Here is a 25,219-nt window from a genome sequence, read left to right as displayed (position 1 = left end):
GGTTCCCTCCCATGAGCGCACCGGGACTCGACCCGACCTTCACCGCACTCCCCTACCGCAGCCTCGGGGACGCCGCGCTGGCGCGGGCCCGCGAGCTCGGTGTGAGCCACGCGGACTTCCGCTTCGAGCGCGTGCGCTACCAGCACCTCGGGGTGCGCGACGGCGTGCTGCAGGGCGCCAGCGACCACGAGGACCTCGGCTTCGCGGTCCGGGTGATCCACCGCGGGGCGTGGGGCTTCGCCTCCGGCGTCGTGCTGACCACCGACGAGGCGGTGCGCGTCGCCGAGACGGCCGTGGCGGTCGCGGTGGTCGCTGCCGGGATGACCAGCCAGCCGGTGGAGATCGCCCCCGAGCCCGTCCACGACGACGTCACCTGGGTGTCGTCGTACGAGCTCAACCCGCTCGAGGTGCCGGTGGCCGAGAAGGCCGCGCTGCTCATCGACTGGACCAACCGGCTGCGCACCGGAGCCGCGGTCGACCACGCCAGTGCCGACCTGCAGCAGGTGCAGGAGAACAAGTACTACGCCGACCTCGCCGGCACCCGGACCACCCAGCAGCGGGTGCGGATGCAGCCCGGCTTCGAGGCCATGGGCGCGGGCGCGGACACGTTCGACTCGATGGCCAGCATCGCGCCGCCGGTCGGACGGGGCTGGGAGTACCTCACCGACGGCAGTTACGACTGGGACGGCGAGATCGAGCAGGTGCCCGAGCTGCTCGCCGAGAAGCTGAAGGCACCCAGCATCGAGGCCGGCACCTACGACCTGGTCATCCACCCGTCCAACCTGTGGCTGACCATCCACGAGTCGATCGGTCACGCGACCGAGCTCGACCGGGCGCTCGGCTACGAGGCGAACTACGCCGGCACGTCGTTCGCCACCATCGACAAGCTCAACACCCTGCAGTACGGCTCCCCGGTGATGAACGTGACCGGTGACCGCACCGTCGAGCACGGCCTGGCTACCGTCGGCTACGACGACGAGGGCGTGCAGACCCAGTCGTGGGACATCGTCCGCGACGGCGTCCTCGTGGGCTACCAGCTCGACCGGCCGATGGCGGCGATGCTGCCCGAGCTCACTGCGTTGGAGCCTGGGCAGGGCCGCTCGAACGGCTGCGCCTACGCCGACTCCCCCGGCCACATCCCCATCCAGCGCATGGCCAACGTCTCGCTCCAGCCGGCCGAGGCTGGTCCCAGCACCGAGGAGCTCATCGGTCGCGTCGAGCGCGGCCTCTACGTCGTCGGCGACAAGAGCTGGTCGATCGACATGCAGCGCTTCAACTTCCAGTTCACCGGTCAGCGGTTCTACCGCATCGCCGATGGCGAGCTGGTCGGTCAGGTGCGCGACGTCGCGTACCAGGCGACCACGACCGACTTCTGGAACTCGATGGAGGCTGTCGGCGGCCCGCAGACGTGGGTGCTCGGCGGCGCCTTCAACTGCGGCAAGGCCCAGCCCGGACAGGTCGCGGCCGTCAGCCACGGCTGCCCGACCTCGCTGTTCCGCGGCGTCCGTATCCTCAACACCACCGACGAGGCAGGCCACTGATGAGCACCCCGAACGTCATGACCCCCCAGTCGCTGGTCGAGCACGCGCTGGCCACGACCAAGTCCGACCACTGCGTCTGCATCGTCCGTGACGCCACCAGCGCCAACCTCCGCTGGGCCAACAACACGCTGACCACCAACGGCGTCATGCACGGCGTGACCGTCACCGTGGTCTCCTTCGTCCACAAGGACGGCGGCACGGCCACCGGGTCGGTCACCGGCAGCGCGAGCTCGCAGGCGCAGGTGACCGCCCTGGTCGAGGCAGCCGACGCCGCCGCCCGGGCAGGAGCGCCGGCGGAGGATGCCAACGACCTGGTCGCGGGCGAGGCTGCGGTCGACTGGGACGACGCGCCCGTCCACACCGACATCCACGTCTACGACGCGTTCGCTCCCGCCCTGGGCGAGGCGTTCGGCCGGGCGTCGTCCGAGGGCCGGGTGCTCTACGGGTTCGTCAACCACGAGCTCACCACGACCTACCTCGGCTCGACGACGGGGCTGCGGCTGCGGCACGTCCAGCCCACGGGCCACTACGGCTGCACCGGCAAGACCGCCGACCTCACCCAGAGTGCCTGGGTGGGCGGGGCCACGCGCGACTTCGCCGACGTCGACGCGCTCGCGATGGATGCCGCCGTCGCCCAGCGCCTGGCCTGGGGGAAGCGACGGGTCGACCTGCCGGCCGGCCGCTACGACACGATCCTGCCGCCCACCGCGATGGCGGACCTGATGATCGACGCGTACTGGTACGCCGGCGCCCGGGTCGCCTGGGAGGGCCAGTCGGTCTACAGCAAGCGCGGCGTCGGCACCCGGATCGGCGACCAGATCGTCAACCGGGGCGTGAACCTCTTCTCCGACCCGGCGTACGACGGCCTGCAGTGTGCCCCGTTCACGGTGGCCACCACCTCGGACAACGAGCAGTCGGTCTTCGACAACGGCCTGCCGCTCGCGCACACCGACTGGATCCGGGACGGCGAGCTCACCGCGCTGCTGCAGACCCGGCACTCCGCCGCGATGACCGGCCAGCCGGTCACCCCGGCGATCGACAACCTCGCGCTGACCGTGGACGGCGCCACGGGCAGCGTCGCCGACCTGGTCGCCGGCACCGAGCGAGGGCTGCTGCTCACCTGCCTGTGGTACATCCGCGTCGTGGACCCGCAGAGCCTGCTGCTCACCGGGCTGACCCGCGACGGTGTCTACCTCGTCGAGGACGGCGAGATCACCGGAGCGGTCAACAACTTCCGCTTCAACGAGAGCCCCGTCGACCTGCTGCGCCGCTTCACGCACGCCTCCGCGACCGTGCCGAGCTTCAGCCGCGAGTGGGGCGACGACTACTTCTCGCGCACCGCGACCCCGGCGCTGCGAGTGCCCGACTTCAACATGTCCAGCGTCTCCCAGGCGATGTGAGCCGCGGCCCGGGTCGCACGAGCGTCAGCTGAAGAACCAGGCCAGCACGTTCTGGAGCGTGAAGACGGCGACCACGACCCAGGCGAGCACCATCGGCACCCACCCCCTGCTCACGCCCTCGCGCACCGACCGCCGTGCGTAGTGCGTGGTGACGAGGGCCGGGATCGTGAAGACGAGGACCGCGGGGTAGCCCACCGCGGCGGCGAGCCAGGCGGGGGCCTTGTCCTGCTCGAACGAGGAGTAGCCGTAGGCGCTCGCCAAGCCCTCCCCGACGGCGATCGCCGCGGCGCCCGACACGAGGAAGAGCAGCAACGACCACCAGGCCCGGTGGTGGTCCCGACGCCCCTGGGAGTGCTCACCGACGTGTTGTGCGGCCATCTCGCCCATGCCCGCATGCTGCCTCCGACGGCCCCCGTCCCGGCAGGGACCAACGACCCCCCGCACCCCGACGTCTGAGGATCACGCCAGCCACGACCGGCTCTTGCCGCGGGCCGCCCGCCGCCAGGTGCGCTCGAAGGCGTGGTCGAGCTCGGCGCACCGAGCCTGCTCGCGCGCGTGCAGTCGGCCCCAGATGAAGGAGCTCTCGCCGGCGTCGTCGGCCTCCGTCGCGATCTCGACGAGGTGGGCGCGGGTCACCACCGTGTCCTGGCGCTCGCCGAGGTGAGTGGTCAGCGTCTTCACCGACTTAACCAGGCGCCCGGCCTGCTCGGGCCAGACCGGCCGCAGGGTCTCCGCCGCGTAGCGGAGCCGCTTGGCGTCCTTGCGGGCCTGGTGCCACGCAGCGTCATCGGCGCCACCCTCGAGGACCTCGTCGACCTCGCGACTCAGCATCTTCCAGTCCCGGAGGACGCGGGAGCGCATCTTCTTCTTGGCCGGACGCGCGGCCGCGGCGGTCCACGGCGGGTCCCGGACCAGTCGCTCGAGGTCGTCGAGCAGCGTGAAGTAGCGGTCGGAGACCAGCACGGCCTCCACCCGGGCGCGTGCCGCCCGGCCGCGGGCGGCGTACGTCGTGCGCAGCCGTCGGCGAGCCGGGCCGCGCACCAGCGCCCGGGGCTCCTCCTCGAGCAGCGCCTGCACCAGCTCTCGCACCACCCGGGCGTCCCGTGACTCGGCGAGCTGCCGGCCGAACCACCGCAGCTCGTCGCGCAGCGGATCGGTCACCCCGCGGTCGACGAGTGGACGGAACGTCGCGAGCGCACCGCGGAGCCGCCGAGCAGCGATCCGCGCCTGGTGCACCCCCTCGGCCCGTCCGCGTCGGACCTCGGTGTCGTGGAGCAGAAGCGCCTCCACCTGCTCGGCGAGGCGCAGGTGCAGCACGTCCCCTGCGGGGCTGCCGGGACGGAGCTCGGGGACTGGCGCCGGCTCCTCGAGCCGGTCCCCCAGGACGTGCAGGATCTTGCGCGGGAGGTCGCTCAGGGGGACACCGGCGGACCGCATGAGGTCGGTCGTCGCGTCGAGGAGCCCCATGTCGCCGTCGACGAGCTCCACCTCCCACTCGCGCCAGGTCACCTCGGATCCGCGCTCGAGGTCGGTGCCGACCACCTCGTCGTCCGCGAGCTCGGCCAGCACCGTGCCGTCCTGCCGGAGCAGGGGTCGTTCGGTGCGCCGGGTGGCGATGGTCGCGACCGCCACGACAGGGTCCCCGCGGGTGCGGCCCCGGACGATGTCGAGGAGCCGCCGTGGGGGTGCCTTCGCGGCACGCAACGGCAGCCTGACCTCGTCGCGTCCCTTCGCGGCCGGCAGCTTCAGGTGCCAGCCCTCGTCGTCGCCGCCCTCCCGGCGACGCAGGGTCACGCCCGCGGACAGCAGGCTGAGGTCGGCCGTGTCGAAGTAGGTCGCGTCGAGCTGCTCGACCGCGGCGTCCCCGACCGCGACGACCCCGGGAAGGGAGGTCAGGTCCGGCATCTCGGCGTCGGGACCGGGGGCATAGGTGTTCTCGACCTCCCGGTGCTCCTCCATGGGTCAGACGTACCCGACACCGGCCGGTCGCACGCGCCGGGGCCGCGCGCGTACCCCGAGCGGAGTACGCGCCCGACGAGAGGTCTGGACCAGCACCGTCCACGCAACCAGCGGCCGCGCCGGGGCGTATCCCAGCCGTCCAGTCACGCACGACAACCCAGGAGCCCCACCATGCGCAGCACCCAGCTCACCCTCGGCGCCCTGGCCGCGGTCGCGACCTCCGCCCTCACCGGGCTGGGCATCGCGACTCCGGCCACGGCCGCCCCTTCACCCACCGCCCCCTCCTCCGCAGCCCGGGCGGAGACCACCACGACCCACGAGGTGGGCGACGTCATCGAGTGCACCGGCCGGATCCGGGGCCGATCGGTGTGGGCCAGCGTCTACGAGAACAACACCTACGCGAACGTCATCCAGGTCGTCATCGGGGACGACGGCAACCAGGTCGGCAACTCGCGTGAGGACGTCGACGGCTTCATCGACCACAAGCAGGTGCTCGGCGCCCTGAAGGTGGGCGGCAAGCGCGCCGTCATCGAGGGCCGCGCCGTGCGCGTCGGCGGTCGCGAGCAGGTCCACGAGGAGTACGACGACGCCGGCCAGCTGGTCACCGTCGACGGCTTCCACCGGGCGCTGGACACGGACCTCACCCTGACCTGGCGGCACCGGACACGCCCGCTGACCTGCGACACCGCGTTCCACTACGACCTGCAGGTGACCAAGGAGGACATCACCAGCTGATCCGCCGGCGTCAGCGACCCGGATGCCCCCCAGGGATGGGGGCGTCCGGGTCGTACGGCGTCCGGGTGTAGATGAACGTGGCCACGTCGAGATGGCTGACCGAGCCGTCGGCCCGGCGCACGACCTTCAGCTCCTCGCCGGCGTGGTAGCCCGAGGTGCCGATGATCCGCCCGTCGACGACCGCGAAGGTGTACTTCTCCTCGCCGGCCCGCGCGGCGACCAGCCGGTCGCCGTCCATCGCGAAGACGAACGGCGTGTTGCCCCAGTGCCACACGCCGAGGGCGTCCGTCAGCTCCGCAGGCACGACCGCCGTCGGTCGCCACGGGGACGGGATCGTCGGCTCGTTGCTCTCGAGCTCGTCGAGCAGGCCCACGGCCAGGTCGGCGGGCACCAGACCGGTGGTGGCGTTGGTGAGCACCACCGCGCCCGTGCGACGCGGGCGGTCCACGAAGCAGCCGGCGAGGAAGCCGGGCATCGACCCGGTGTGGCCCACCAGCATCCCCGAGCCCCCGGCCTGCAGCTGGAAGCCGAGGCCGTGGGCGTAGCCGAGCGCGTCGTCGCGGTCACCCGACTGCGGGTGCGAGGCGACCAGCAGCTGGTCGAGCCCGAGCACGTCGGGGTGCCCCGCGAGCAGGAAGGCGTTGTACGTCGCGAGGTCGGTCAGGGTCGCCCAGACCTGTCCCGCAGGAGCCATGGCGCCGGTGTCGGTGGCCGGCTCGTCGACCAGGGTCGAGGCGTAGGGGTGCACGCTCTGTCCCTGCGCGGCCGCCCCCTCCGGGAGGTAGGAGGTGCGGGTCATGCCGAGCGGGTCGAGGATCCGGGACCGCACGCACTCCCACCAGTCGACCCCGTGCTCGCGGGCCACGACCTCGCCGAGGAGCGCGAACCCGAGGTTGGAGTAGTGGAACTGCTGCAGCGCCGGGAAGATCTCGCCGGCGCCGTCGTGACCGTCGGCGAGCTCCTCCCAGGTCAGTCCCGCCGAGCGCTCCCACCAGGAGCCGATCGGCTCCGAGCGCATGCCCGAGTTGTGGGCGAGCAGGCTGCGGATGGTCCGGTCGGCGTAGGCCACGTCCCCCAGCCACGTGGCCGCGGGCTCGTCGAGACCGAGCCGGCCGTCCCGCACGAGCTGCAGCGCGAGCACGGCCGTCATGGTCTTGGTGATCGACCCGAGGCGGTACTGCACGTCGTACGGGTCGTGGCCGGGCACGGCGGCCTCGCCGTACGCCCCCGTCCACGCGAGCTCACCGTCGCGGAGGACTCCCGCGACCACCGAGGGCAGCCGGCCAGCGGCCTGGGCGGCGGCGAGCCGGGCCAGCAGCCGGCGCGCGGTGACGGGGGCGACCGTGCTCATTCGGCGAAGGCCTCCAGGGGCGGGCAGGCGCAGACCAGGTTGCGGTCGCCGTACGCCTGATCGATCCGGGCCACCGGCGGCCAGTACTTGTCCGGGTCGATGCCGGTCGGGAAGACGGCCAGCTCGCGGCTGTAGGGACGGTCCCACTCGCCGACCAGCGCGCGCGAGGTGTGCGGGGCACCGCGCAGCGGTGAGTCCTCGGGGGTCCACTCCCCCGCCCGGACCCGCTCGATCTCGCCGCGGATCGCGATCATCGCCTCGCAGAACCGGTCGATCTCGGCGAGGTCCTCGGACTCGGTCGGCTCCACCATCAGCGTGCCGGCGACCGGGAAGGACATCGTGGGCGCGTGGAAGCCGTAGTCGACGAGCCGCTTGGCGACGTCGTCGACCGTCACGCCGGTCTCCTTGGTCAGCCCGCGCAGGTCCAGGATGCACTCGTGCGCGACCAGGCCGCCGTGGCCGCGGTAGAGCACCGGGTAGTGCTCGCCGAGCCGCGCCGCCACGTAGTTGGCCGAGAGCACCGCGACCGCGGTCGCGCGGGTCAGGCCCGCGGCCCCCATCAGCCGGATGTAGGCCCACGAGATCGGCAGGATGCCTGCGGAGCCGTAGGGCGCGGCGCTGATCGGGCCGATGCCCTCCCGCTTCTCGGCCTCGGGGTGCATGCCGTGCGAGGGGAGGTACGGCGCGAGGTGCGCGCGCACCGCGACCGGACCGACGCCGGGACCGCCGCCGCCGTGCGGGATGCAGAAGGTCTTGTGCAGGTTCAGGTGGGACACGTCGCCGCCGAACTCGCCGGGGCGCGCGTAGCCGAGGAGCGCGTTGAGGTTCGCGCCGTCGACGTAGACCTGTCCGCCGTGGGCGTGGACGATCTCGCAGAGCTCGGTGATGGAGTCCTCGTAGGCGCCGTGCGTCGAGGGGTAGGTCACCATGATGGCGGCGAGGTCCTGCGCGTGCGCGTCGCACTGACGGCGCAGGTCGTCGAGGTCGACGGAGCCGTCCTCACCCGACTTGACCACGACCACCTTCATCCCGGCCATCACCGCCGACGCGGCGTTGGTGCCGTGCGCCGAGGAGGGGATCAGGCAGACGTTGCGCTCCCCCTCACCGTTGGCCCGGTGGTAGCCGCGGATGGCGAGCAGGCCGGCGAGCTCGCCCTGGGAGCCCGCGTTCGGCTGGATGGAGACCTTGTCGTAGCCGGTCACCTCGGCCAGCCAGCCCTCCAGCTCGGCGACCAGCCGGCGGTAGCCGGCGGCGTCCTCGGCCGGCGCGAACGGGTGCAGGTCGGCGAAGCCGGGCAGTGACACGGGCTCCATCTCGGTGGTCGCGTTCAGCTTCATGGTGCACGAGCCGAGCGGGATCATGCCGCGGTCGAGGGCGTAGTCGCGGGCGGACAGCCGGCGCAGGTAGCGCAGCATCGCGGTCTCGCTGTGGTGGCTGTTGAAGACCTCGTGCTCGAGGAACGGCGTGGTGCGCGCCAGCGACTCCGGCAGCGCTGCCACCGGCTCGGCGGCAGCAGGGACGACGCCGAACGCCGCGTGCAGCGCCCGGAGGGTGTGCGGGCCGCTGGCCTCGGAGAAGGACAGCCCGACGGTGTCCTCGTCGACCAGCCGCAGCTGGAGGCCCTCGGCCCGGGCGGCGTCCACGATCTTCTCGGCCCGGCCGGGCGCCTGCACGGTGAACGTGTCGAAGAAGCTGCTCGTCGGCACGGTGTAGCCGGCGGCGGACAGGGAGGCGGCCGCCCGCGCCGCCAGGGCGTGGGTGCGCTGCGCGATGCCGCGCAGTCCCCGCGGCCCGTGGTAGACGGCGTACATCGACGCGACGACGGCGAGCAGCACCTGGGCGGTGCAGATGTTGGAGGTCGCCTTGTCGCGCCGGATGTGCTGCTCGCGGGTCTGCAGCGCGAGGCGGTACGCCGGGCGGCCCTCGGCGTCGACCGAGACGCCGACGAGGCGTCCCGGCAGGTGCCGCTCGAGGCCCGGGCCGACCGCCATGTAGCCGGCGTGCGGACCGCCGTAGAAGAGCGGGACGCCGAAGCGCTGGGTGGAGCCGACGACCACGTCGGCGCCGAGCGCGCCGGGCGCCTCGAGCAGCGTCAGGGCCAGCAGGTCTGCGGCGACCACGGCGAGGGCGCTGCGCTCGTGCGCCGCCTCGATCACGGCACGGGGGTCCAGGATCCGGCCCGAGGCACCGGGGTACTGCACGAGCACGCCGCACAGCTCACCGTCGGGAAGGCCGTCGGACAGGTCGGCGACGACGACCTCGATCCCCATCGCCTCGGCGCGGGTGCGCACCACCTCGATGGTCTGCGGCAGGGCGTCCGCGTCCACCACGAAGGGGCCGGACGCCTTGCGGTTGCCGCGGCGTACGAGCGTCATCGCCTCGGCGACCGCGGTGCCCTCGTCGAGCAGGGACGCGTTGGCGGTGGGCAAGCCGGTCAGGTCGCCGACGACGGTCTGGAAGTTCAGCAGGGCCTCGAGACGGCCCTGGGAGATCTCCGGCTGGTACGGCGTGTAGGCGGTGTACCAGCTCGGGTCCTCGAGCACGTTGCGCCTGATCACCGGCGGGGTGACGGTGGCGTGGTAGCCCAGCCCGATCATCGGCTCCATCGGGTTGTTGGCCGCAGCCAGAGCCCGCAGCTCACGGGCCGTGGCCTCCTCGGTGAGGGGTGCCGGGAGGTCGAGCTCCGCTGCCGCCCGGATCCCGCCGGGGACGGCGGCGTCCATGAGGGCGTCGAGGGAGCTGAAGCCGAGCCGGTCCAGCATCGCGGCGACCTCGGCGGGACGGGGGCCGATGTGGCGCTCGGAGAACGGGAGGACCGCGTCGAGGCCGGAGTGGCGCTCGCTGTCGTGCGGGGTGTTCGGGGCGGACGCGTCGGTCACTGGAGGGGCTCCTCGGATCGGGGTCGATCGGGCTCCCTCCCCCTCTGTCACTCGTGGTTCACGAGCTCCAGAGTTGCCTCATCCGCACGGTCCTGGCGCCTGAGAGGTTCCGGGGAGGAATTGCCCCTTCGGCGCTCCGCTCCACGGGCGCTGCCCCCGGGCGGAGACTCTCCCGTGCGGGATAGTCGGCGCGCCCAGCCTAGCCGATGGGGTCAGCCGATCTTGCGGGCAGCGCGCCGTGCGGCCAGCTCGTCGCTCGCGCCGGGCTCCTGGTCCTCGGCGGTGCGCTCGCTCGGCAGCTCGGCGAGGGTGCCCTCGATCTCCTGCCAGACACCGCCGATGGCGATGCCGAAGACACCCTGCCCGCCCTGGAGCAGGTCGATGATCTCGTCGTTGCTGGTGCACTCGTAGACCGAGGCACCGTCGCTCATCAGCGTGACGCGGGTGAGGTCGTCGGTCCCGCGCTTGCGCAGGTGCTGGACGGCCGTGCGGATCTGCTGGAGCGAGATGCCGGCGTCGAGCAGCCGCTTGATGACCTTGAGGATCAGGATGTCGCGGAAGGAGTAGAGCCGCTGCGACCCGGAGCCGGCGGCACCCCGCACGGACGGCTCGACCAGGCCGGTGCGGGCCCAGTAGTCGAGCTGGCGGTAGGTGATGCCGGCGGCGTTGCACGCCGTGGGACCGCGGTAGCCGGTGTCGCTGGGCAGCGGGGACACGTCGTCGGCGAAGAGGAGACCCTGCTCCTCCGCCGCCTCCGCGGCGAGGGTCGCCTCGGGGCTGCTCGCCAGGTCCTGCTCGTTCTCGTTCACACGGTCCTCCGCGGGTCTACTCCGTTGTGCGTAACCCTCGGGGGAAGTGTGACCTGCCGGAGAGCCCGGTGTGACCACAACGGTGGAGTTACAACAGAGACAGTTCAAGGTATGCCCGACGATGAGGGTGGTCAACGACAGGAGCGGCGTGTCGCAACCCTCACCCTCTACTTGAGGGTGAGGGTGGTTGAATCACCGGTGCACCGGCGACTCCTGCACTTCTCAGGCGTTGCAACGGCTGAGAACGTCAGGAATCACCGGTTAACCGGCGACTCATCCAGGCTCGAAGGGCGCGCTGACGGGCCGATCCACGCGGGTCCTGACAACGCAGGACGTCAGTGGGCGTCGAAGTCCTCGGGGGTGACCTGGTCGAGGAACTCCCGGAACTTCTCGACCTCGTCCTCCTGCTCCGCGGGCACGGCGAGGCCGGCCTCGTCGAGCACCTCCTCGGAGCACAGGATCTTCGAGCCCGTCCGCAGCGCCAGGGCGATCGAGTCCGAGGGCCGTGCGCTGACCTCGGCGCCGGAGCTGAAGACGAGGGTCGCGAAGAAGACGCCGTCCTTGACCTCGGTGATCCGGACCTCGGTGAGCTGGTTGCCGGTGGCCTCGAGCACGTCCTTCATCAGGTCGTGCGTGAGCGGTCTGGGCGGGACCACACCCTGCTGGGCGAACGCGATCGCGGTGGCCTCGACCGCCCCGATCCAGATGGGGAGGTAGCGCTCCCCGGTCACCTCGCGCAGCAGCACGATCGGTGTGTTGGAGGGCATCTCGACCCGGACTCCCATGACATCGACTTCGCGCACACGCTCACCCTACTCCCGGTGTGGGTGAGCCCAGGAGGTGTCCTCGGCGAGGTTCTGGGCGAGGTTCTGGGCGAGGTTCAGGAGGACCTCAGGCCCGCCTTGACCAGGGTGGCGTGCAGCCGCACGGACAGCGCCGCGATCTCGCTGACCGCCTCCTCGGCACGGGCCTTGGCCGCGGCGTCGCGGCCCCGCTTGTGGGGGGCCACGACCTGCTCCACGAGCCCGACCTCCCGGTCGGCGGCGGTCTTGAAGGCCCGCAGGTGCCGGGGCTCGAAGCCGAAGTCGGCCAGGTCGCGCGCCGTCTTGGCGATCACCAGCGCGTCGGTGTCGTAGTGGCCGGTGCCGGGGCGGGCGCTGATCAGCCCGAACTGCTCGAGCTGGTCGAGCAGCTCCTCGGAGATCTCCGCGATCTTCACCAGCTCGCGACGCGAGAGGCGTACGTCGTCGCGCCGGGAGAACGACTCGGCGCTCGGCAGCCCGTCAGCGGCCAGCGCGACCCGGGGGACGGTCGGCACGACCCCCTCGATCGGCGGCGGCTCGAGACCGCGGTCGATCGCATCGAGGTGCTCGCCGATCACCTTGAGCGGCAGGTAGTGGTCGCGCTGCATCCGCAGCACGTAACGCAGCCGGTCGACGTCCTCGTGGGAGAACTTGCGATAGCCCGCCGGGGTCCGCTCGGGCTTGATCAGGCCCTTGTCCTCGAGGAAGCGGATCTTGGGGATGGTGACCCCCGGGAAGTCCGGACGCAGCCGGTCCAGGACCTCCCCGATGTTCATCCGCGCCCGGGAGGCCCCTGACGGCGCGGTGGCCGACGGCGTACCCATCCGGCCGTCAGCCGCTCGCGTGCCCGGAGAAGAAGACCAGACGGTACTTGCCGATCTGGACCTCGTCGCCGTCCTTGAGCTGGACCCGGTCGATCCGGTCCCGGTTGACGTAGGTGCCGTTCAGGCTGCCCACGTCGCTCACGGTGAACGTGTCAGCGGTCCGGTGGAACTCGGCGTGCCGGCGCGACACCGTCACGTCGTCGAGGAAGATCTCGCTGTCCGGGTGGCGCCCGGCGTTGACCACGTCGGAGTCCAGCAGGAACCTGCTGCCGGAGCCGGGGCCCCGCTGCACCACCAGGAGCGCGTGGCCCGAGGGCAGCGCGTCCACAGCGGCGGCGTCCACCGCGTTGAGCTGGCGGTCGGAGGTCTCGACCTTGTCACCGCCCAGGCCGATCGCGATGGTCGCGGTCGACTCCCCCGCCGAGTCCGGCGCGGGAGCGGGCGCGTCAGCGGTCACCAGACGGTTGCCGCACTGCGAGCAGAAGCGGGCGTCGTCGGGGTTCTGCTTGCCACACGCTGTGCAGAACGGCATCGGTCTTCCTCCGGATCGGGGTCGTCCGCCGACACCCAGCCACGGTCCAACCCTCAGGGCCGGGTTGAGGTTGACGGTTGACCCGAACCTATCAGTCCGACCAGCGGGTGCAAGGCGGGCACGCGGCGGGGTGGCGGCGGTGCGGCGGTGGAGCGGTCGGGTCAGCCCTCGAGCGTGGCCTGGTAGGCGTCGGAGTCGAGGAGCTCGTCGAGCTGCGACGCGTCGGCCGGGACGACCTCGAAGAGCCAGCCGGCGGCGTACGGGTCGTTGTTCACGAGCTCCGGCGTGGCGTCGAGCGAGTCGTTGCGGGCCACGACCTCGCCGGTGATCGGGGCGTAGATGTCACTGACGGACTTGGTCGACTCGAGCTCGCCGCAGGTGCTGCCGGCGTCGACGCTGTCCCCCACCTCGGGCAGCGAGACGTAGACGATGTCGCCGAGGGCGTCCTGGGCGTAGTGGGTGATGCCGATGCGCACCGAGCCCTCGTGCTCGCCGGGGCTGCGCACCCACTCGTGCTCGGTGGTGTACTTCAGGTCGTCGGGGTACACGGTGGCTCCTGTCGCTGGGGGGTCTCAGTTGACGGGCGGTGTGGCGTCGGACGCAGGTTACTGGGAGCCGTCCGGCTGGGCGTACTGCGGCTGGCTGGGCTCGACGACGCTCTCGATGTCGAGGGACTGGAGCTCGTCGATCTGCACGCTCTGGCCGTCGCTCTCGAACTGGGCCCGGGGTCCCTCGGGGAAGGTCATCCCCCCGGTGAGCGTGTGCGGCTCACCGATCACGTCGATGACGTACGGCGGGCTGAGTAGCGTCCCGTCGACGGAGATCCCGCCGACGGCCGACTCCACCGAGGTCTGCGCGACGACGCGGACCTTGCCGTTGAACTGCATCGCCTCGGCGCCGGCTGCCCGCAGCTCCTGGATGGTGTCGAGCATCGTGTCGACGTCCACGGGTGCGGTGTCCTCGGTGACGGTGACCCGGATCCCGGGACCGGTCACCGGGACCAGCCCGGCCATGATCGCCAGCGTGTCAGCCCGGTCCTGCGCCTGCGCCAGGGCCGCCTGCCGCGACTGCGTGCTGCTCTGCAGGTCGCGACGGGTGCTCTCGAGGCGCGCGATCTCGGACTCCGCTCGCTGCGTGGTGCCGGCGAGGCCGTTGAGCACGTCGATCAGGTCCTGCTCGCGCAGCCCGGCGTAGGTGTCGTCGACCTCGTTGGCGCGCACCTGGGTGACCGCGGCGAAGCCGACGACGGCCAGGAGCACGGCGACGACGACCTGGGCGCGGGAGGGCCGCAGCAGCGCCGTCAGCAGCCGCTGCCGGCCGGTGTCCGGCTCGTTCTCGTTGCGGGTCTCGGCGTCAGGCATGGAAGAGGTGGCGTCGGATCGCCGCGACGTTGGAGAAGATGCGGATCCCGAGGACGACGATCACGCCGGTGGACAGCTGGCCGCCGACCCCCAGCTTGTCCCCGAGGTAGACGATCGCGGCCGCGATCACCACGTTGCTGAAGAACGAGACCACGAAGACCTTGTCGTCGAAGATCCCGTCGAGGTAGGCGCGCAGGCCGCCGAACACGGCGTCGAGCGAGGCGACGACGGCGATGGGGAGGTAGGGCTCGAGCCCGAGGGGCACGTCGGGGCGGAACCACAGTCCCAGCAGGATGCCCACCAGGAGCCCGAGGGCGGCGATCACGGAATGGTCTCCTCGTTGTGACGTTGCTGGTCCCCGGCGGAGCCCTCGCGCACCGAGCGCAGCCGCGGGAACCGGGCCGCAGGCAGCCTGAGGTCGTCCTCGTTGCGACGCGAGTAGGCGAAACCCAGTTGCTGGGCCAGGCTGAAGAACTCGCTCCCCAGGGTGCTGTCGAGCAGGTTCGCCTGCAGTGTCCGGGTGTCCCCGATCGCCAGCACAGTGTACGGCGGCGTCAGCGCCCGGCTGTTGACGTGGATGGCGACACCGACGTTGCGGATCGCGCTCAGCACGGTGAGGCGGTAGCCGTTGATGGAGATCGCCTCGGCCCCCGCGGCCCAGAGCCCGTCGACCAGCTTGGCCAGGTCCTCGTCGCGGACCTGCTGGGTCGGGTCGCCGTTGGGTGCGTCGTCGACGACGATCCGCACGCCCTCGCCGTGGACCGGGCCGAACCCGGACACCGACTCGAGCCGGCGCATCCGGGTCAGCGCCTCCTGCTCGGTGCCGGTGACGGTGTTGAGCTGCTGCTCGAGCGCGACGTTGCGCTCGCGCAGCCAGACGATCCGGTCCTGCCGGTCGGAGACCGCGGCCCGCTTGGTGTCGATCTGCGAGATCAGGCTCGCCCGGCTGGCGTCGTTGACACCGGCGTTGCGCGAGGTCTGGACGGCGGCGGTCGTGACCAGGATCCCGAAGACCGCGACCACGATCGCGGCGGTGCGGTGCGGCCGCGCTCGCGGTGGGCGCGGGGCCCCGGCCGCACGTCGCTCGGCCACGTGGAGGTAGTCCTCGTCCAGCGACTGCTGGGTGATGAGGGTGAGCAGCGGCATCGTCACCCGTGCGGGCAGGCGCGGCTCCTCGCGGGCGACGTGGTCAGGCATCGCGGACCGCCGTACGTCGTTCCGTCGTCGCCAGCAGCTTGCGGACCTGCCAGGCGTAGAGCAGCCCGGCCCACCAGTAGAGCCCGATGCCCCACACCGCGAAGGCCCAGCCGAAAACCTTCGCCAACGTCGCCACCACACCCACGCCGTCACCGAGCAGCAGCAGCGGGAAGGCGTAGAGCAGGTTGAAGGTGGCGGCCTTGCCGAGGAAGTGCACAGGCAACGCGCTGTAGCCGCGGGTGCGCAGCAGCGGGACCAGCCCCCACATCAGGAGGTCACGCAGCGGGAGCAGGATCGCGATCCACCACGGGATGATGTCGCGCAGGGCGAGGCCCACGACCACGGCCAGGATGTAGAGCCGGTCGGCGACGGGGTCGAGGATCTGCCCCACCACCGAGGTCTGGTCGAGGCGTCGGGCCAGCCAGCCGTCCAGGAAGTCGGTGATGCCGGACAGCACCAGGAGGCCCAGCGCCCAGCCGTCGGCCTCGGGGACGAGCACCAGCCACAGGAAGACGGGGACGCCCGCCAGCCGGACCAGGCTGAGCAGGTTGGGCAGAGTCCACACGCGGTTCTCGCGCGTCGGTTCATCTGCCACAGGGACCTGCATTTCGCCGTGTTGCGGGGGAGCTCGGACAGGGGCCCCGTCGCCCCGCCGAGGACACCTTAGCCATCGGTCCGTCCACGAACGACGCGCGGCGCACCGGACGGGCTCGGCGGCGCGGTAGCGGGCTCGTCGAGGTGCGCGGCGTCCCGGATCTCGCCGACCAGCTCCTCGATCACGTCCTCGAGGGTCGCGAGCCCCAGCGTGCTGCCCTCGGCGTCGACGACCCGGGCCATGTGGGCGCCACGGCGCTGCAGGGTCTCGAGGGTGTCGTGGAGGCTGTCGTCGACGGTCACCGTCGCGAACGGGCGGATCCACTTGTCGTCGACCGGGCGCTCGCGCCGGGCCTCGTCGGGCTCGAGGACGTCCTTGATGTGCAGGTAGCCGAGCAGCTCTGCCCCCGTCCCCACGACGGGAAAGCGGCTGAACCCGGTGGCGGCGCACAGCGACTCGACGTCCGCCGCGGTCGACCCCCGCTGCACGGTGGTGAGGGTGGCGGAGGGCATCAGCACGGACTCGACGGTCTTCTCGGTGAAGCCCAGGGCACCTGCGAGCCGGTCGTACTCGTCGGCCTCGAGCAGCCCCTCGCCGCGCGACTCCTCCACCAGCGCCGCGACCTCCTCGCGGGTGTAGGTCGAGCTCACCTCGTCCATGAGGCGTACGCCGGCCAGCCGCAGCACCGCCGAGGCCACGGCGTTGATGACCACGATGACCGGACGCAGCACCTTGACGATGAACCAGATCGGCGGGCCCAGCGCGAGGGCGGCGCGGTCGGGGCCGGCCAGGGCGAGGTTCTTGGGGATCATCTCCCCCATCACCACGTGGAGGTAGACGACGATCGCCAGGCCCACCACGAACGAGATGGGGTGCAGGAACGACGTCGGCACGTGGGCGGCGTGGAGCACGGGCTCGATCAGGTGCGAGACCGCCGGCTCACCGACGGCACCGAGCACCAGCGAGCAGACGGTGATGCCGAGCTGGTTGACGCCGATGACCAGGGAGATGTTCTCCATCGCCTTCAGCGTCGTGCGGGCGAGCCGCGAACCCGCCTCGGCCCGTGGCTCGATCTGGGTCCGCCGGGCGGAGACCAGGGCGAACTCGGCGGCCACGAAGAAGGCGTTCCCGAGCAGCAGGAGGACGGCGACGGCGAGGGCGGCCGGGGCACTCATGACGCGTCCTCGGGCCGCGGCAGGTCGCCCTGCAGCAGCCGGAGCCCGACCCGGTCGATGCGCAGGCCGTCCATCCGCTCGACGGTCAGGACCGCCAGCTGCTCGCGGGGCTCCTCGGGGTCAGAGTTGTCGGGGACCGGGACCTCCGCCAGGTCGCCGGGCTCCGGCACCCGGCCGAGCACGCGCAGCACGAGGCCCGCGATGGTGTCGTAGTCCTCGTTCTCGGGCAGCGCGATCCCGGTGAGGTCCTCGACCTCGTCGGGGCGCAGCAGGCCGGACAGCGTCCAGCCGCCGTCCCGGCGCTGACGGGCGCGTGCGCCGAGGCGGTCGTGCTCGTCGGCGATGTCGCCGACGATCTCCTCGACCACGTCCTCGAGGGTGACGATGCCGGCGTGGCCGCCGTACTCGTCGAGGACGACCGCCATCTGGAAGCCGTCCTCCCGCAGCAGCGCCAGGAGCGGGTCGAGGCGCAGCGAGTCGGGCACCACGATCGGCTTGGCCACCAGGTGCTTGACCTTCGTGGTGGCCCGTTCGTGGACCGGCAGCGCCACGGCGTTCTTCACGTGGACGGTGCCGACCACGCTCTCCTCCGCGTCGAGCACGGGGAACCGCGAGTGGCCGGTCTGGCGGGCCAGCTCGATGACGTCGCTGGCGCGGTCGTTGACCTCGAGGCTGACCGTCCGCACCCGGGGAGTCATGATCTCGCCGGCGGTCCTCGACCCGAACTCCACCGAACGCTCCATGAGCTCGGCGGTGTCGGCGTCCAGGGTGCCCTGGTCGGCCGAGCGCTGGATCAGCGAGGCCAGCTCGGTCGAGCTTCGCGCGGAGCGCAGCTCCTCCTGGGGCTCGATCCCGAGCCGGCGGACGAAGGCGTTCGCGGAGCCGTTGAGCAGCCTGATCGGCAGCCGGTTGACCGCCGTGAAGGTGCGCTGGAAGCGCTGGGTGGCGCGGGCGACCTCCATCGGCCGGGCCAGTGCCAGGTTCTTGGGGACCAGCTCGCCGAAGATCATGGTCAGGATGGTGCTGAGCGTCAGCCCGATCCCTACCGCCACCGGTGGCACGGCACCCGGGGGCGTCCCCAATGCCTCGAGGGGTCCCTCGATCAGGGCCGCGATCGCCGGCTCCGCGAGGAAGCCGATGGCGAGGTTGGTGATCGTGATCCCGACCTGCGCGCCGGAGAGCTGGGTCGAGAGCGAGCGGAGCGCCTGCTGGAGCCCCTGCGCGCCGCTGTCGCCCTCGCTCGCCGCCTGCTCGACCTTGCTGCGGTCGACGGTGACGAACGAGAACTCGGCCGCGACGAACACGCCGCAGGCAGCGATCAGCAGCAGGGCTGCGGCCAGCAGGATCCAGGCGGTCATCGGTGCCCTCCCCGGGCGCAGGGCGCCGCACGGTGCGAGGGCGGGCGACTTTGGGAGCCGTCCATCGGAGGAGCTCGTGATCCTTTGCCGTAGAGGTCGTTCGGTCCCAGAACTCTACCGGCCATCCCCGGCTCCGCCCGCATCCCGCGAAGCGGTCTGTCGGCGCGTTCCCTCAAGAAGGGCCCGGGCGGCGCCGATGATGACGACGTCCACGCCCGCGTCGACACCCCCTCTGCCTCGCTGCCCGGGAGCCGGCACATGCCCAGCCACACCCCCGCCCACCACCGTGGTGACCCCCTGCTGTCCCGACGCGGGCGGCACCTGGTCGGCCGGCTCTCCTACGGGATCACGCCGGCGCTGGCCCGTCAGGTCCGCAGGCAGGGAGGTGCCACGGCCTGGTTCGACCGGCAGCTCTCCCCCGCGAGCATCACCGACAGGAGCGCCGACGAGCTGCGCTCCTGGTGGCCCAGCCTCGACCGCGCGCCGGCGGCCCTGTGGCGTCGCCAGGTCGACGGCACCGAGGGTGGCTGGGAGGTGATGGCCGACTACGCGCGCTGGGTGCTGCTGCGCCGGATGAGGTCGAAGCGGCAGCTGCACGAGCTGATGACGGAGCTGTGGGAGAACCACCTCAACGTCCCGGCCGTCGGTGACGCCCAGTTCGTCCACCGGGTCGACTACGGCGACACGATCCGCGCCCACGCGCTCGGCCGCTTCGAGGACCTCCTCCACGCGTCGATCACCCACCCGGCGATGCTGATCTACCTCGACAACGCCGTCTCGACCGCCAAGCACCCGAACGAGAACCTCGGGCGCGAGCTGCTCGAGCTGCACACGGTCGGGCGCGGCCAGTACGACGAGGACGACGTCAAGGACAGCGCCCGCATCCTCACCGGCTGGACGGTCGACCTGTGGAACACGTGGGAGCCGTCGTACGACCCCCGGCGGCACTCGCGCGGCACCGTGAGCGTGATGGGCTTCTCCGACCCCAACGCCGAGGCGGACGGGCGGGACCTGACCCGGCGCTACCTGTCCTACCTGGCCCGCCACCCCGCGACGGCGGCCCGGGTGGCCCGGAAGCTCGCCGTCAAGCTGGTCAGCGACGACCCGCCACAGGCCCTCGTGGACCGGCTCGCAGAGGTCTACCTCGACCACGACACCGAGATCGTGCCCGTGCTGCGCGCCCTGGTCGGCTCCTCGGCCTTCGCGGACGCCGTGGGCGCCAAGGTGCGCGACCCCGGCGAGGACCTCGTGGCCACCTACCGCGCTCTCGGTGTCTCCGTGGAGCGGCCCACCAGCGAGCGGAACGCCGCCAACCAGCTGCTCTGGCAGGTCTCCGACATGGGCACGACGCCGTTCGCCTGGCCGCGGCCCGACGGCCAGCCGATCGACAACGACTCGTGGGCCTCCCCCGCGCGGCTGCTGGCCTCGATGAGCGTCCACTACTCCATGTGCGGCACCTGGTGGCCCAAGGAGGGCATCCACTACCACTCCGCCGGCTCCTGGCTGCCCGCGAAGCGGGTCCGCTTCGACGTGCTGGTGGACCACCTCTCGCAGCGGCTGCTGCACCGCCGGTCGACGGCCCGGCTGCTGCGCGCCTGCTGCCAGGCCACCGGGCTCGGCCCCGACGAGGTGATCACCCGTGACCACCCGCTGGTGAAGTGGTCGATGGCGCGGCTGCTCACGACCTTCCTCGACTCCCCCTCGTTCCTGACCAGGTGAGCACCATGACGACGACCACCACCGCACCCTGCTGCCGCGAGTTCACCCGGCTCTCGCGCCGTGGCCTCCTCACCGGAGCCCTCGCCGTGGCAGGCAGCAGCACCGTCTTCGGATCGGCGGTCGTGCACGCTGCGGCCGCGGCCGCCACGCCCGCCTCGTCCGTGCTCGTGGTGCTGTCCCTGCGTGGCGCGGCCGACGGCCTCTCCCTCGTGGTCCCGCACGCCGACCCCGTCTACTACAGCGCCCGCCCGCGGCTGGCAGTCCCCGCCGACCGGCTGCTGGTCAGGGACGGGCAGTTCGGCCTGCACCCCGAGCTGGCGCCCCTGGTGCCGCTGTGGGAGTCGGGGCGGCTGGCGGCGGTCCACGCGACCGGGCTCCCCGCGCCCAACCGCTCCCACTTCGCTGCGATGGAGGAGGTGGAGGACGCCAACCCCGGCTCCACCACCCGGGTCGGTTGGCTCAACCGCCTGATCGGCACCGACGCGGACGGCTCACCTCTGCAGGGGTTCAACATGGGCGACGGCGCTCCGCCCGCCTCGCTGTACGGGCCCGAGCCGGTCATGGGCGGCGGCAACCTCGACGACGTCCGGATCGCCGGGGAGGACCAGTGGGACCACGGCGAGCGCCGGCGGTCGCTGCGCACCCTCTGGGACACCGACTCCTCTCCCCTCGGCCGCTCGATGCGGTCCGCCTTCGCCTCGGTCGAGTCGTTCACCCCCGTGCGCGAGACCAGCGCCGCACCGGCGCACGGCGCGGCGTACCCCGACGGTGACCTGGGTCGGGCGATGGCCGCGGTGGCCCGCGTGGTGCGTGGCGACGTGGGAGTCCGGGTCGTCACCGTCGACCACGGCGACTGGGACATGCACACCGGCCTCGGCACCGTCGAGCAGGGCCGGATGGTCCGCAACGCCGGCGAGCTTGCCTCGGCGGTCTCGGCGTTCTTCACCGACCTCGGGCCGCTCGCGGACAAGGTCACGCTGGTGACGCTCAGCGAGTTCGGCCGGCGGGTCGCGGAGAACGCCAACATGGGCCTGGACCACGGCTACGGCAACGTGATGTTCCTGGCCGGGGCCGGTGTCCGGGGCGGCAGCTACTACGGCACCTGGCCCGGGCTCCAGGGCGAGGTCGACTCCGACCTGCTGGTCACGACCGACTACCGCAGCGTCCTCGCCGAGGTCGTCGCCTCCCGCTTCGGCGCCTCGACCGGCACGGTGTTCCCCGGCTTCCAGCGTGAGCGGGTGGGCGTGATGGCCGGCCAGTAGGCGCCCGGCCGGCAGGACCTCAGTGCTCGAGCCAGGTGGCCGCCATGTCCCGGTCACCGTGCCCCGCCTGCACCGCGCGGGCGAAGTGGTCCCGCACCCCCGGCAGCACGCCGAGCTCGAGGCCCACCGACTGTGCGGCCTCGATGATGAGCCCGGCGTCCTTGAGCGCGCCCTCCAGGGCGAAGGCCGGGTCGAGGGCGCCGTCGAGCATCGCCGCACCCTTGAGCTGGACGTACGGCGCGTCCAGCGCGCCGCCGGCGACCGCCTCGAGGAAGAGGCGGGGGTCCAGGCCGAGCTCGCGGGTCAGGGCGAGGGACTCGGCCACGCCCTCGACGACGGTGAAGACCCAGGCGTTGGCGGCGAGCTTGAGGCGGGTGCCGGTGCCTGCCTCGCCGACCCACATCGTCCTGCTGCCGATCGCGTCGAGGACCGGAGCCAGCCGGTCGCGCACCTCCTCGGGTCCGGAGGCGAGGACGACCAGCGTGCCGTCCTCGGCAGGCTTCTTCGTGCCGAGGACGGGCGCGTCGACGAAGACCGCGCCCAGCTCGGCTGCCAGCTTCGCCAGGCGCGCGGTTCCGTCAACCCCCACCGTGCTCTGCTGCAGCCAGACCACGTCGTCACCGAGGGCCGACCTGGCCTCTTCCATCGTGTCCGCGACGCTGTCGGCGTCGAAGAGCATCGTGAGCACCACCTCGGCCCCGGCCACCGCGTCCGCGACGCTGTCGTGGACGGTGGCCACGTCGGCGAGGGCCTCGGCCCGCTCCCGCGTCCGGTTCCACACCTGCAGCGGGATCCCCGCCCCGGCGATGTTGCGCGCCATCGCGGCGCCCATGGTGCCGGTGCCGAGGAGTGCGACGGTGGGCTGGTCGGTCATGGGTGTCCTCTCGTGGGCGGTCGCTCGTCCCCGAACCTACGTCGCCGTCCCAGCACCGGGTCCAACGGCAGCGAGGTCCGGGACGAGGTGCCCTTACACAGAGCTGCAGCACCGGGCAGGGTGAGTCGCTGACACCCCGCCCGGGCGCCCTGCACCCCGCTGTGACGAGGAGAGCCGATGACCTACGACGACGACGTGGTGAGGGTGCTCGACCACGAGGAGTGCTGGGAGCTGCTGCGCGCGGCCGTCTTCGGCCGGCTCGCCTACGTGCTCGGCAGCGAGATCAACCTGGTGCCGGTCAACTTCGCCGTCGACGGCGACCGGTTGCTCTTCCGGACCGCCGAGGGCGACAAGCTGCTGGGCGTGGTGATGCACCCGGACGTGGTCTTCGAGATCGACGACCACGACGGACGCACGGCCCACAGCGTGATCGTGCGCGGCCGGGCACGGAAGCTGGAGGAGGACGAGGAGCGGCGGGCCGACGACATCGGTCTCAAGCCCTGGATCGGGACGCTGAAGTACAACGTCGTCGAGATCCGGCCGACGGCCATCAGCGGGCGGGCATTCGTCCTCGGCGAGTGAGCGGTACGGGCGGGCTCAGTGCCGCCCGGCGTGCTCGTGGACCGTCGGCGCCCGGTCGACGTACGACGTGAGCACGGCGCGCTGCTGCACCCGGTCGTAGGCCTGGTTCACCTGCCCGAGCTGCACGAGGGCGCAGGCGCCGGCGACCACCAGCACGAGCGCAGCGGCCGTGATGTGCACGATCTCCCGCATCCGTTCCCCCACAGGACGTGTGATGCCGGTCTCTTGAGCACCCATCATCGGTCCTGCTCACCTCCCCGGCCGGGAACCTCTCACGAACACGCGCGGCGTGTCGCGCCGGTCTGCACCGGTCCGGAGCAGGGCTCAGTCGGAGAGGGCGCCGATGCGCACCCGCTCGGCGTACGCCGGCACCACCGCGCACCAGCCGAGCTCGCTGTCGATCCGCTCGGCCAGCCGGGCCGCGGCGTGCGGCTCACCGTGCACGACGTACACGTCCTGGGGCGGCGTGGGCATCCGGCCGAGCCAGCGCAGGGTCTCGTCGGCGTCGGCGTGCACCGAGAAGTCCTGGACGTCGACGATCTCGGCACGCACGGGCACGTAGCGCCCGTGCATCTTCACCTGTCGGGCGCCCTCCTGGAGCTGACGACCACGTGTCCCCACCGCCTGGTAGCCGGTGAGCACCACGCAGTTGCGCCGGTCCGGCAGCTGCTCGGCGAGGTGGTGGACGACGCGGCCGCCGGTCGCCATGCCCGAGGCGGAGATGACGATGCAGGGCGCAGAGGGGCGGTTCAGTCGGCGTGAGGCGGTCGAGTCGTGGACGGCGTGCAGGTCGGTGTCCTCGAGGAGCTCGTGGTGGCCCCGCACCTCGTCCCGCAGCTGCACCGAGCCCTGGCCGAGAGCCCGCCGGTACACGGCGAGCGCGGCCAGCGCCATCGGGCTGTCCACGAACACCGGGACCTTCGGGATGCGGTTCTCGCGGACCAGCCGGGCGAGCTCGAGGATGACCAGCTCGGTGCGGTCCACCGCGAACGCCGGGACCAGCACGCAGCCGCCGCGGCCGATCGTGCGGCGGACCGCGGAGGCGAGGACGTCCGGGTCGCGCGGCGGGTGCCGGCGGTCGCCGTACGTCGACTCCACCACCACGACGTCCGCGGCGGGCGGGTCGGTGGGAGGTCGCAGCAGGGGGTGGCCGGAACGGCCGAGGTCACCGCTGAAGAGGACACCCGTGCCGCCCAGCTCGACGAGGGCGGTGGCCGAGCCGAGGATGTGCCCGGCCGGCTGCAGGGTCGCCCGCACCCCGGGCGCGACCTCGGTCGGGGTCAGGAAGTCCACAGGCTGCAGGAGCGGCAGGGTCTTCTCGACGTCCCCCGCGTCGTAGAGCGGTAGGGCCGGGTGGTGCCGGGAGTAGCCGACGTCGTTCGCGTACGCCGCGTCCTCCTCCTGCAGGCGGGCACTGTCACGCAGCACGATGGTGGCGAGCTCGGCGGTGTCGTCGGTGCACACGATGCGCCCGGAGAAGCCGTCGCGCACGAGCTTGGGCAGGTAGCCGCAGTGGTCGAGGTGGGCGTGCGTGACCACGACCGCGTCGATGCTGGCGGGGTCCACGGGCAGCGTCTCCCAGTTGCGCTGGCGCAGGTCCTTCAGGCCCTGGTAGAGCCCGCAGTCGACCAGCACCCGGCTGCCGTCGTGCTCGAGGAGGAAGCGACTGCCGGTCACCGTGCCGGCGGCTCCGAGGAAGGTGAGGACGGGGCTGGTCATGCGCCAGTGTCGGCACGCGTCCGACCGCGCGGACAGGGTCGTTGGTCATCGTCGGGCGCCGCCCCGGACCACTCCCCCGCGCCCGACCTGCCGCCGGCGGACGGGCCTGGTCGGGCCCGTGTCGGGAGCCGGATTCTGAACACCGGCGATGCTGCGATAGTGTTCACGCGGCCTTCCACCGAAGGCCTTCGGGCTGTGGCGCAGCTTGGTAGCGCACTTGACTGGGGGTCAAGGGGTCGCAGGTTCAAATCCTGTCAGCCCGACCGATGTGATGTCTCAGGACATCGCGGACACCCGGACCTGCGAACGCAGGTCCGGGTGTTTGCATTTCGGGTGCCGGCGGGTCCCTCCGGCTCCGTCCCCGACGGCCCTCACGCGGTGGCGGGGCGGCGGAAGAAGCCCCACCAGGACCTCGGCGCCACGGTCGGGCGGGTCCTGTCGGGGACATCGCTGACCTGTGCCTCTCGAGTCGCGTCCCGGGCTGCCCGAGCCGCTCCGACCCGGTCTCGCGCGTGGTCGAAGGCGACCAGCCGAGCGGTGTAGG

General features: G+C 72.1%; 24 protein-coding genes, 1 tRNA gene and 1 riboswitch. Of the genes, 7 read left to right on the top strand and 18 right to left on the bottom strand.

What is annotated here, in order from left to right; all coding sequences use genetic code 11:
• Nucleotides 1–11: 11 nt before the first annotated feature.
• The gene (locus tag ACZ43H_RS07345; RefSeq protein WP_464588972.1) at nucleotides 12–1,541 is read left to right on the top strand and encodes a TldD/PmbA family protein; all 1,530 of its coding nucleotides are present in this window, start codon (nucleotides 12–14) and stop codon (nucleotides 1,539–1,541) included.
• A complete protein-coding gene (locus tag ACZ43H_RS07340; RefSeq protein ID WP_464588970.1) occupies nucleotides 1,541–2,941 on the top strand; it encodes a metallopeptidase TldD-related protein in 1,401 nt (466 codons plus the stop codon). Before ACZ43H_RS07345 ends, ACZ43H_RS07340 begins: the two co-directional genes overlap by 1 nt.
• A gap of 24 nt (nucleotides 2,942–2,965) precedes the next feature.
• Here the strand turns inward: ACZ43H_RS07340 and ACZ43H_RS07335 are convergent, their stop codons facing one another.
• Both ACZ43H_RS07335 and ACZ43H_RS07330 read right to left on the bottom strand, forming a co-directional pair.
• Nucleotides 2,966–3,328, bottom strand: a complete 363-nt coding sequence (locus ACZ43H_RS07335; RefSeq protein ID WP_464588968.1) for a hypothetical protein — start codon at nucleotides 3,326–3,328, stop codon at nucleotides 2,966–2,968.
• Nucleotides 3,329–3,400: 72 nt separating this feature from the next.
• Complete coding sequence (locus ACZ43H_RS07330; RefSeq protein ID WP_464588967.1) at nucleotides 3,401–4,900, bottom strand: CYTH and CHAD domain-containing protein; 1,500 nt, start codon at nucleotides 4,898–4,900, stop codon at nucleotides 3,401–3,403.
• 171 nt (nucleotides 4,901–5,071) lie between these two features.
• Here ACZ43H_RS07330 and ACZ43H_RS07325 point away from each other — a divergent pair, with 171 nt between their 5' ends.
• A complete protein-coding gene (locus tag ACZ43H_RS07325; RefSeq protein WP_464588966.1) occupies nucleotides 5,072–5,635 on the top strand; it encodes a hypothetical protein in 564 nt (187 codons plus the stop codon).
• 10 nt (nucleotides 5,636–5,645) lie between these two features.
• Here ACZ43H_RS07325 and ACZ43H_RS07320 read toward each other — a convergent pair whose 3' ends face one another.
• From ACZ43H_RS07320 to ACZ43H_RS07260, 13 genes are all read right to left on the bottom strand, one after another.
• Nucleotides 5,646–6,986, bottom strand: coding sequence for a serine hydrolase domain-containing protein (locus ACZ43H_RS07320; protein WP_464588964.1), 1,341 nt, complete (start codon nucleotides 6,984–6,986; stop codon nucleotides 5,646–5,648).
• The gene (gcvP, locus tag ACZ43H_RS07315; RefSeq protein WP_464590759.1) at nucleotides 6,983–9,748 is read right to left on the bottom strand and encodes an aminomethyl-transferring glycine dehydrogenase; all 2,766 of its coding nucleotides are present in this window, start codon (nucleotides 9,746–9,748) and stop codon (nucleotides 6,983–6,985) included. Before gcvP ends, ACZ43H_RS07320 begins: the two co-directional genes overlap by 4 nt.
• 194 nt (nucleotides 9,749–9,942) lie before the next feature.
• Nucleotides 9,943–10,050, bottom strand: a riboswitch (glycine riboswitch).
• 27 nt (nucleotides 10,051–10,077) lie between these two features.
• Nucleotides 10,078–10,674 carry a MerR family transcriptional regulator gene (locus ACZ43H_RS07310; RefSeq protein WP_464588962.1) on the bottom strand — a complete coding sequence of 199 codons (597 nt, stop codon included), beginning with the start codon at nucleotides 10,672–10,674 and terminating at the stop codon, nucleotides 10,078–10,080.
• A 335-nt stretch (nucleotides 10,675–11,009) separates the two neighbouring features.
• Entirely contained in the window at nucleotides 11,010–11,477 is a 468-nt protein-coding gene (locus ACZ43H_RS07305) for a bifunctional nuclease family protein (RefSeq protein WP_464588961.1), read from the bottom strand.
• Between the two features lie 77 nt (nucleotides 11,478–11,554).
• The gene (ftsR, locus tag ACZ43H_RS07300) at nucleotides 11,555–12,301 is read right to left on the bottom strand and encodes a transcriptional regulator FtsR (protein ID WP_464588959.1); all 747 of its coding nucleotides are present in this window, start codon (nucleotides 12,299–12,301) and stop codon (nucleotides 11,555–11,557) included.
• Nucleotides 12,302–12,308: 7 nt separating this feature from the next.
• Nucleotides 12,309–12,833, bottom strand: a complete 525-nt coding sequence (locus tag ACZ43H_RS07295; RefSeq protein ID WP_464588958.1) for an FHA domain-containing protein — start codon at nucleotides 12,831–12,833, stop codon at nucleotides 12,309–12,311.
• A gap of 161 nt (nucleotides 12,834–12,994) precedes the next feature.
• Nucleotides 12,995–13,381: a glycine cleavage system protein GcvH gene (gene gcvH, locus ACZ43H_RS07290; RefSeq protein WP_464588956.1), complete on the bottom strand. Its 387-nt coding sequence runs from the start codon at nucleotides 13,379–13,381 to the stop codon at nucleotides 12,995–12,997.
• Nucleotides 13,382–13,438: 57 nt separating this feature from the next.
• Nucleotides 13,439–14,194, bottom strand: coding sequence for a DUF881 domain-containing protein (locus tag ACZ43H_RS07285; protein ID WP_464588954.1), 756 nt, complete (start codon nucleotides 14,192–14,194; stop codon nucleotides 13,439–13,441).
• Entirely contained in the window at nucleotides 14,187–14,519 is a 333-nt protein-coding gene (locus tag ACZ43H_RS07280; protein WP_464588952.1) for a small basic family protein, read from the bottom strand. The genes ACZ43H_RS07285 and ACZ43H_RS07280 overlap by 8 nt, the downstream gene beginning before the upstream one ends.
• Nucleotides 14,516–15,391 carry a DUF881 domain-containing protein gene (locus tag ACZ43H_RS07275; RefSeq protein WP_464588950.1) on the bottom strand — a complete coding sequence of 292 codons (876 nt, stop codon included), beginning with the start codon at nucleotides 15,389–15,391 and terminating at the stop codon, nucleotides 14,516–14,518. The genes ACZ43H_RS07280 and ACZ43H_RS07275 overlap by 4 nt, the downstream gene beginning before the upstream one ends.
• Nucleotides 15,384–15,998: a CDP-alcohol phosphatidyltransferase family protein gene (locus ACZ43H_RS07270; RefSeq protein ID WP_464588948.1), complete on the bottom strand. Its 615-nt coding sequence runs from the start codon at nucleotides 15,996–15,998 to the stop codon at nucleotides 15,384–15,386. Before ACZ43H_RS07270 ends, ACZ43H_RS07275 begins: the two co-directional genes overlap by 8 nt.
• 56 nt (nucleotides 15,999–16,054) lie before the next feature.
• Nucleotides 16,055–17,161, bottom strand: coding sequence for a hemolysin family protein (locus ACZ43H_RS07265; protein WP_464588947.1), 1,107 nt, complete (start codon nucleotides 17,159–17,161; stop codon nucleotides 16,055–16,057).
• Nucleotides 17,158–18,519, bottom strand: a complete 1,362-nt coding sequence (locus tag ACZ43H_RS07260) for a hemolysin family protein (protein WP_464588945.1) — start codon at nucleotides 18,517–18,519, stop codon at nucleotides 17,158–17,160. Before ACZ43H_RS07260 ends, ACZ43H_RS07265 begins: the two co-directional genes overlap by 4 nt.
• Nucleotides 18,520–18,777: 258 nt before the next feature.
• Here ACZ43H_RS07260 and ACZ43H_RS07255 point away from each other — a divergent pair, with 258 nt between their 5' ends.
• Both ACZ43H_RS07255 and ACZ43H_RS07250 read left to right on the top strand, forming a co-directional pair.
• Nucleotides 18,778–20,238 carry a DUF1800 domain-containing protein gene (locus ACZ43H_RS07255; RefSeq protein ID WP_464588943.1) on the top strand — a complete coding sequence of 487 codons (1,461 nt, stop codon included), beginning with the start codon at nucleotides 18,778–18,780 and terminating at the stop codon, nucleotides 20,236–20,238.
• A 5-nt stretch (nucleotides 20,239–20,243) separates the two neighbouring features.
• Nucleotides 20,244–21,500, top strand: coding sequence for a DUF1501 domain-containing protein (locus ACZ43H_RS07250; RefSeq protein ID WP_464588942.1), 1,257 nt, complete (start codon nucleotides 20,244–20,246; stop codon nucleotides 21,498–21,500).
• A gap of 19 nt (nucleotides 21,501–21,519) precedes the next feature.
• Here the strand turns inward: ACZ43H_RS07250 and ACZ43H_RS07245 are convergent, their stop codons facing one another.
• A complete protein-coding gene (locus ACZ43H_RS07245; protein ID WP_464588940.1) occupies nucleotides 21,520–22,374 on the bottom strand; it encodes an NAD(P)-dependent oxidoreductase in 855 nt (284 codons plus the stop codon).
• A 177-nt stretch (nucleotides 22,375–22,551) separates the two neighbouring features.
• Between ACZ43H_RS07245 and ACZ43H_RS07240 the strand changes: the two genes are divergently transcribed.
• A complete protein-coding gene (locus tag ACZ43H_RS07240; protein ID WP_464588938.1) occupies nucleotides 22,552–22,956 on the top strand; it encodes a pyridoxamine 5'-phosphate oxidase family protein in 405 nt (134 codons plus the stop codon).
• A 15-nt stretch (nucleotides 22,957–22,971) separates the two neighbouring features.
• On the opposite strand, the gene ACZ43H_RS07235 is transcribed toward ACZ43H_RS07240, so the two are convergent.
• Nucleotides 22,972–23,148: a hypothetical protein gene (locus tag ACZ43H_RS07235; protein ID WP_464588936.1), complete on the bottom strand. Its 177-nt coding sequence runs from the start codon at nucleotides 23,146–23,148 to the stop codon at nucleotides 22,972–22,974.
• A 132-nt stretch (nucleotides 23,149–23,280) separates the two neighbouring features.
• On the bottom strand, nucleotides 23,281–24,675 hold the full coding sequence (locus ACZ43H_RS07230) for an MBL fold metallo-hydrolase RNA specificity domain-containing protein (protein ID WP_464588934.1): 1,395 nt from the start codon (nucleotides 24,673–24,675) through the stop codon (nucleotides 23,281–23,283).
• A gap of 189 nt (nucleotides 24,676–24,864) precedes the next feature.
• On the opposite strand from ACZ43H_RS07230, the gene ACZ43H_RS07225 reads away from it, so the two are divergent.
• Nucleotides 24,865–24,938 (top strand) — tRNA-Pro (locus ACZ43H_RS07225).
• The last annotated feature ends 281 nt before the right edge of the window (nucleotides 24,939–25,219 follow it).

This window comes from Nocardioides sp. DN36 (assembly GCF_055380375.1).
Note: the sequence above shows the minus strand (reverse complement) of the source record. Positions and strands in the feature narration are given on the sequence as shown.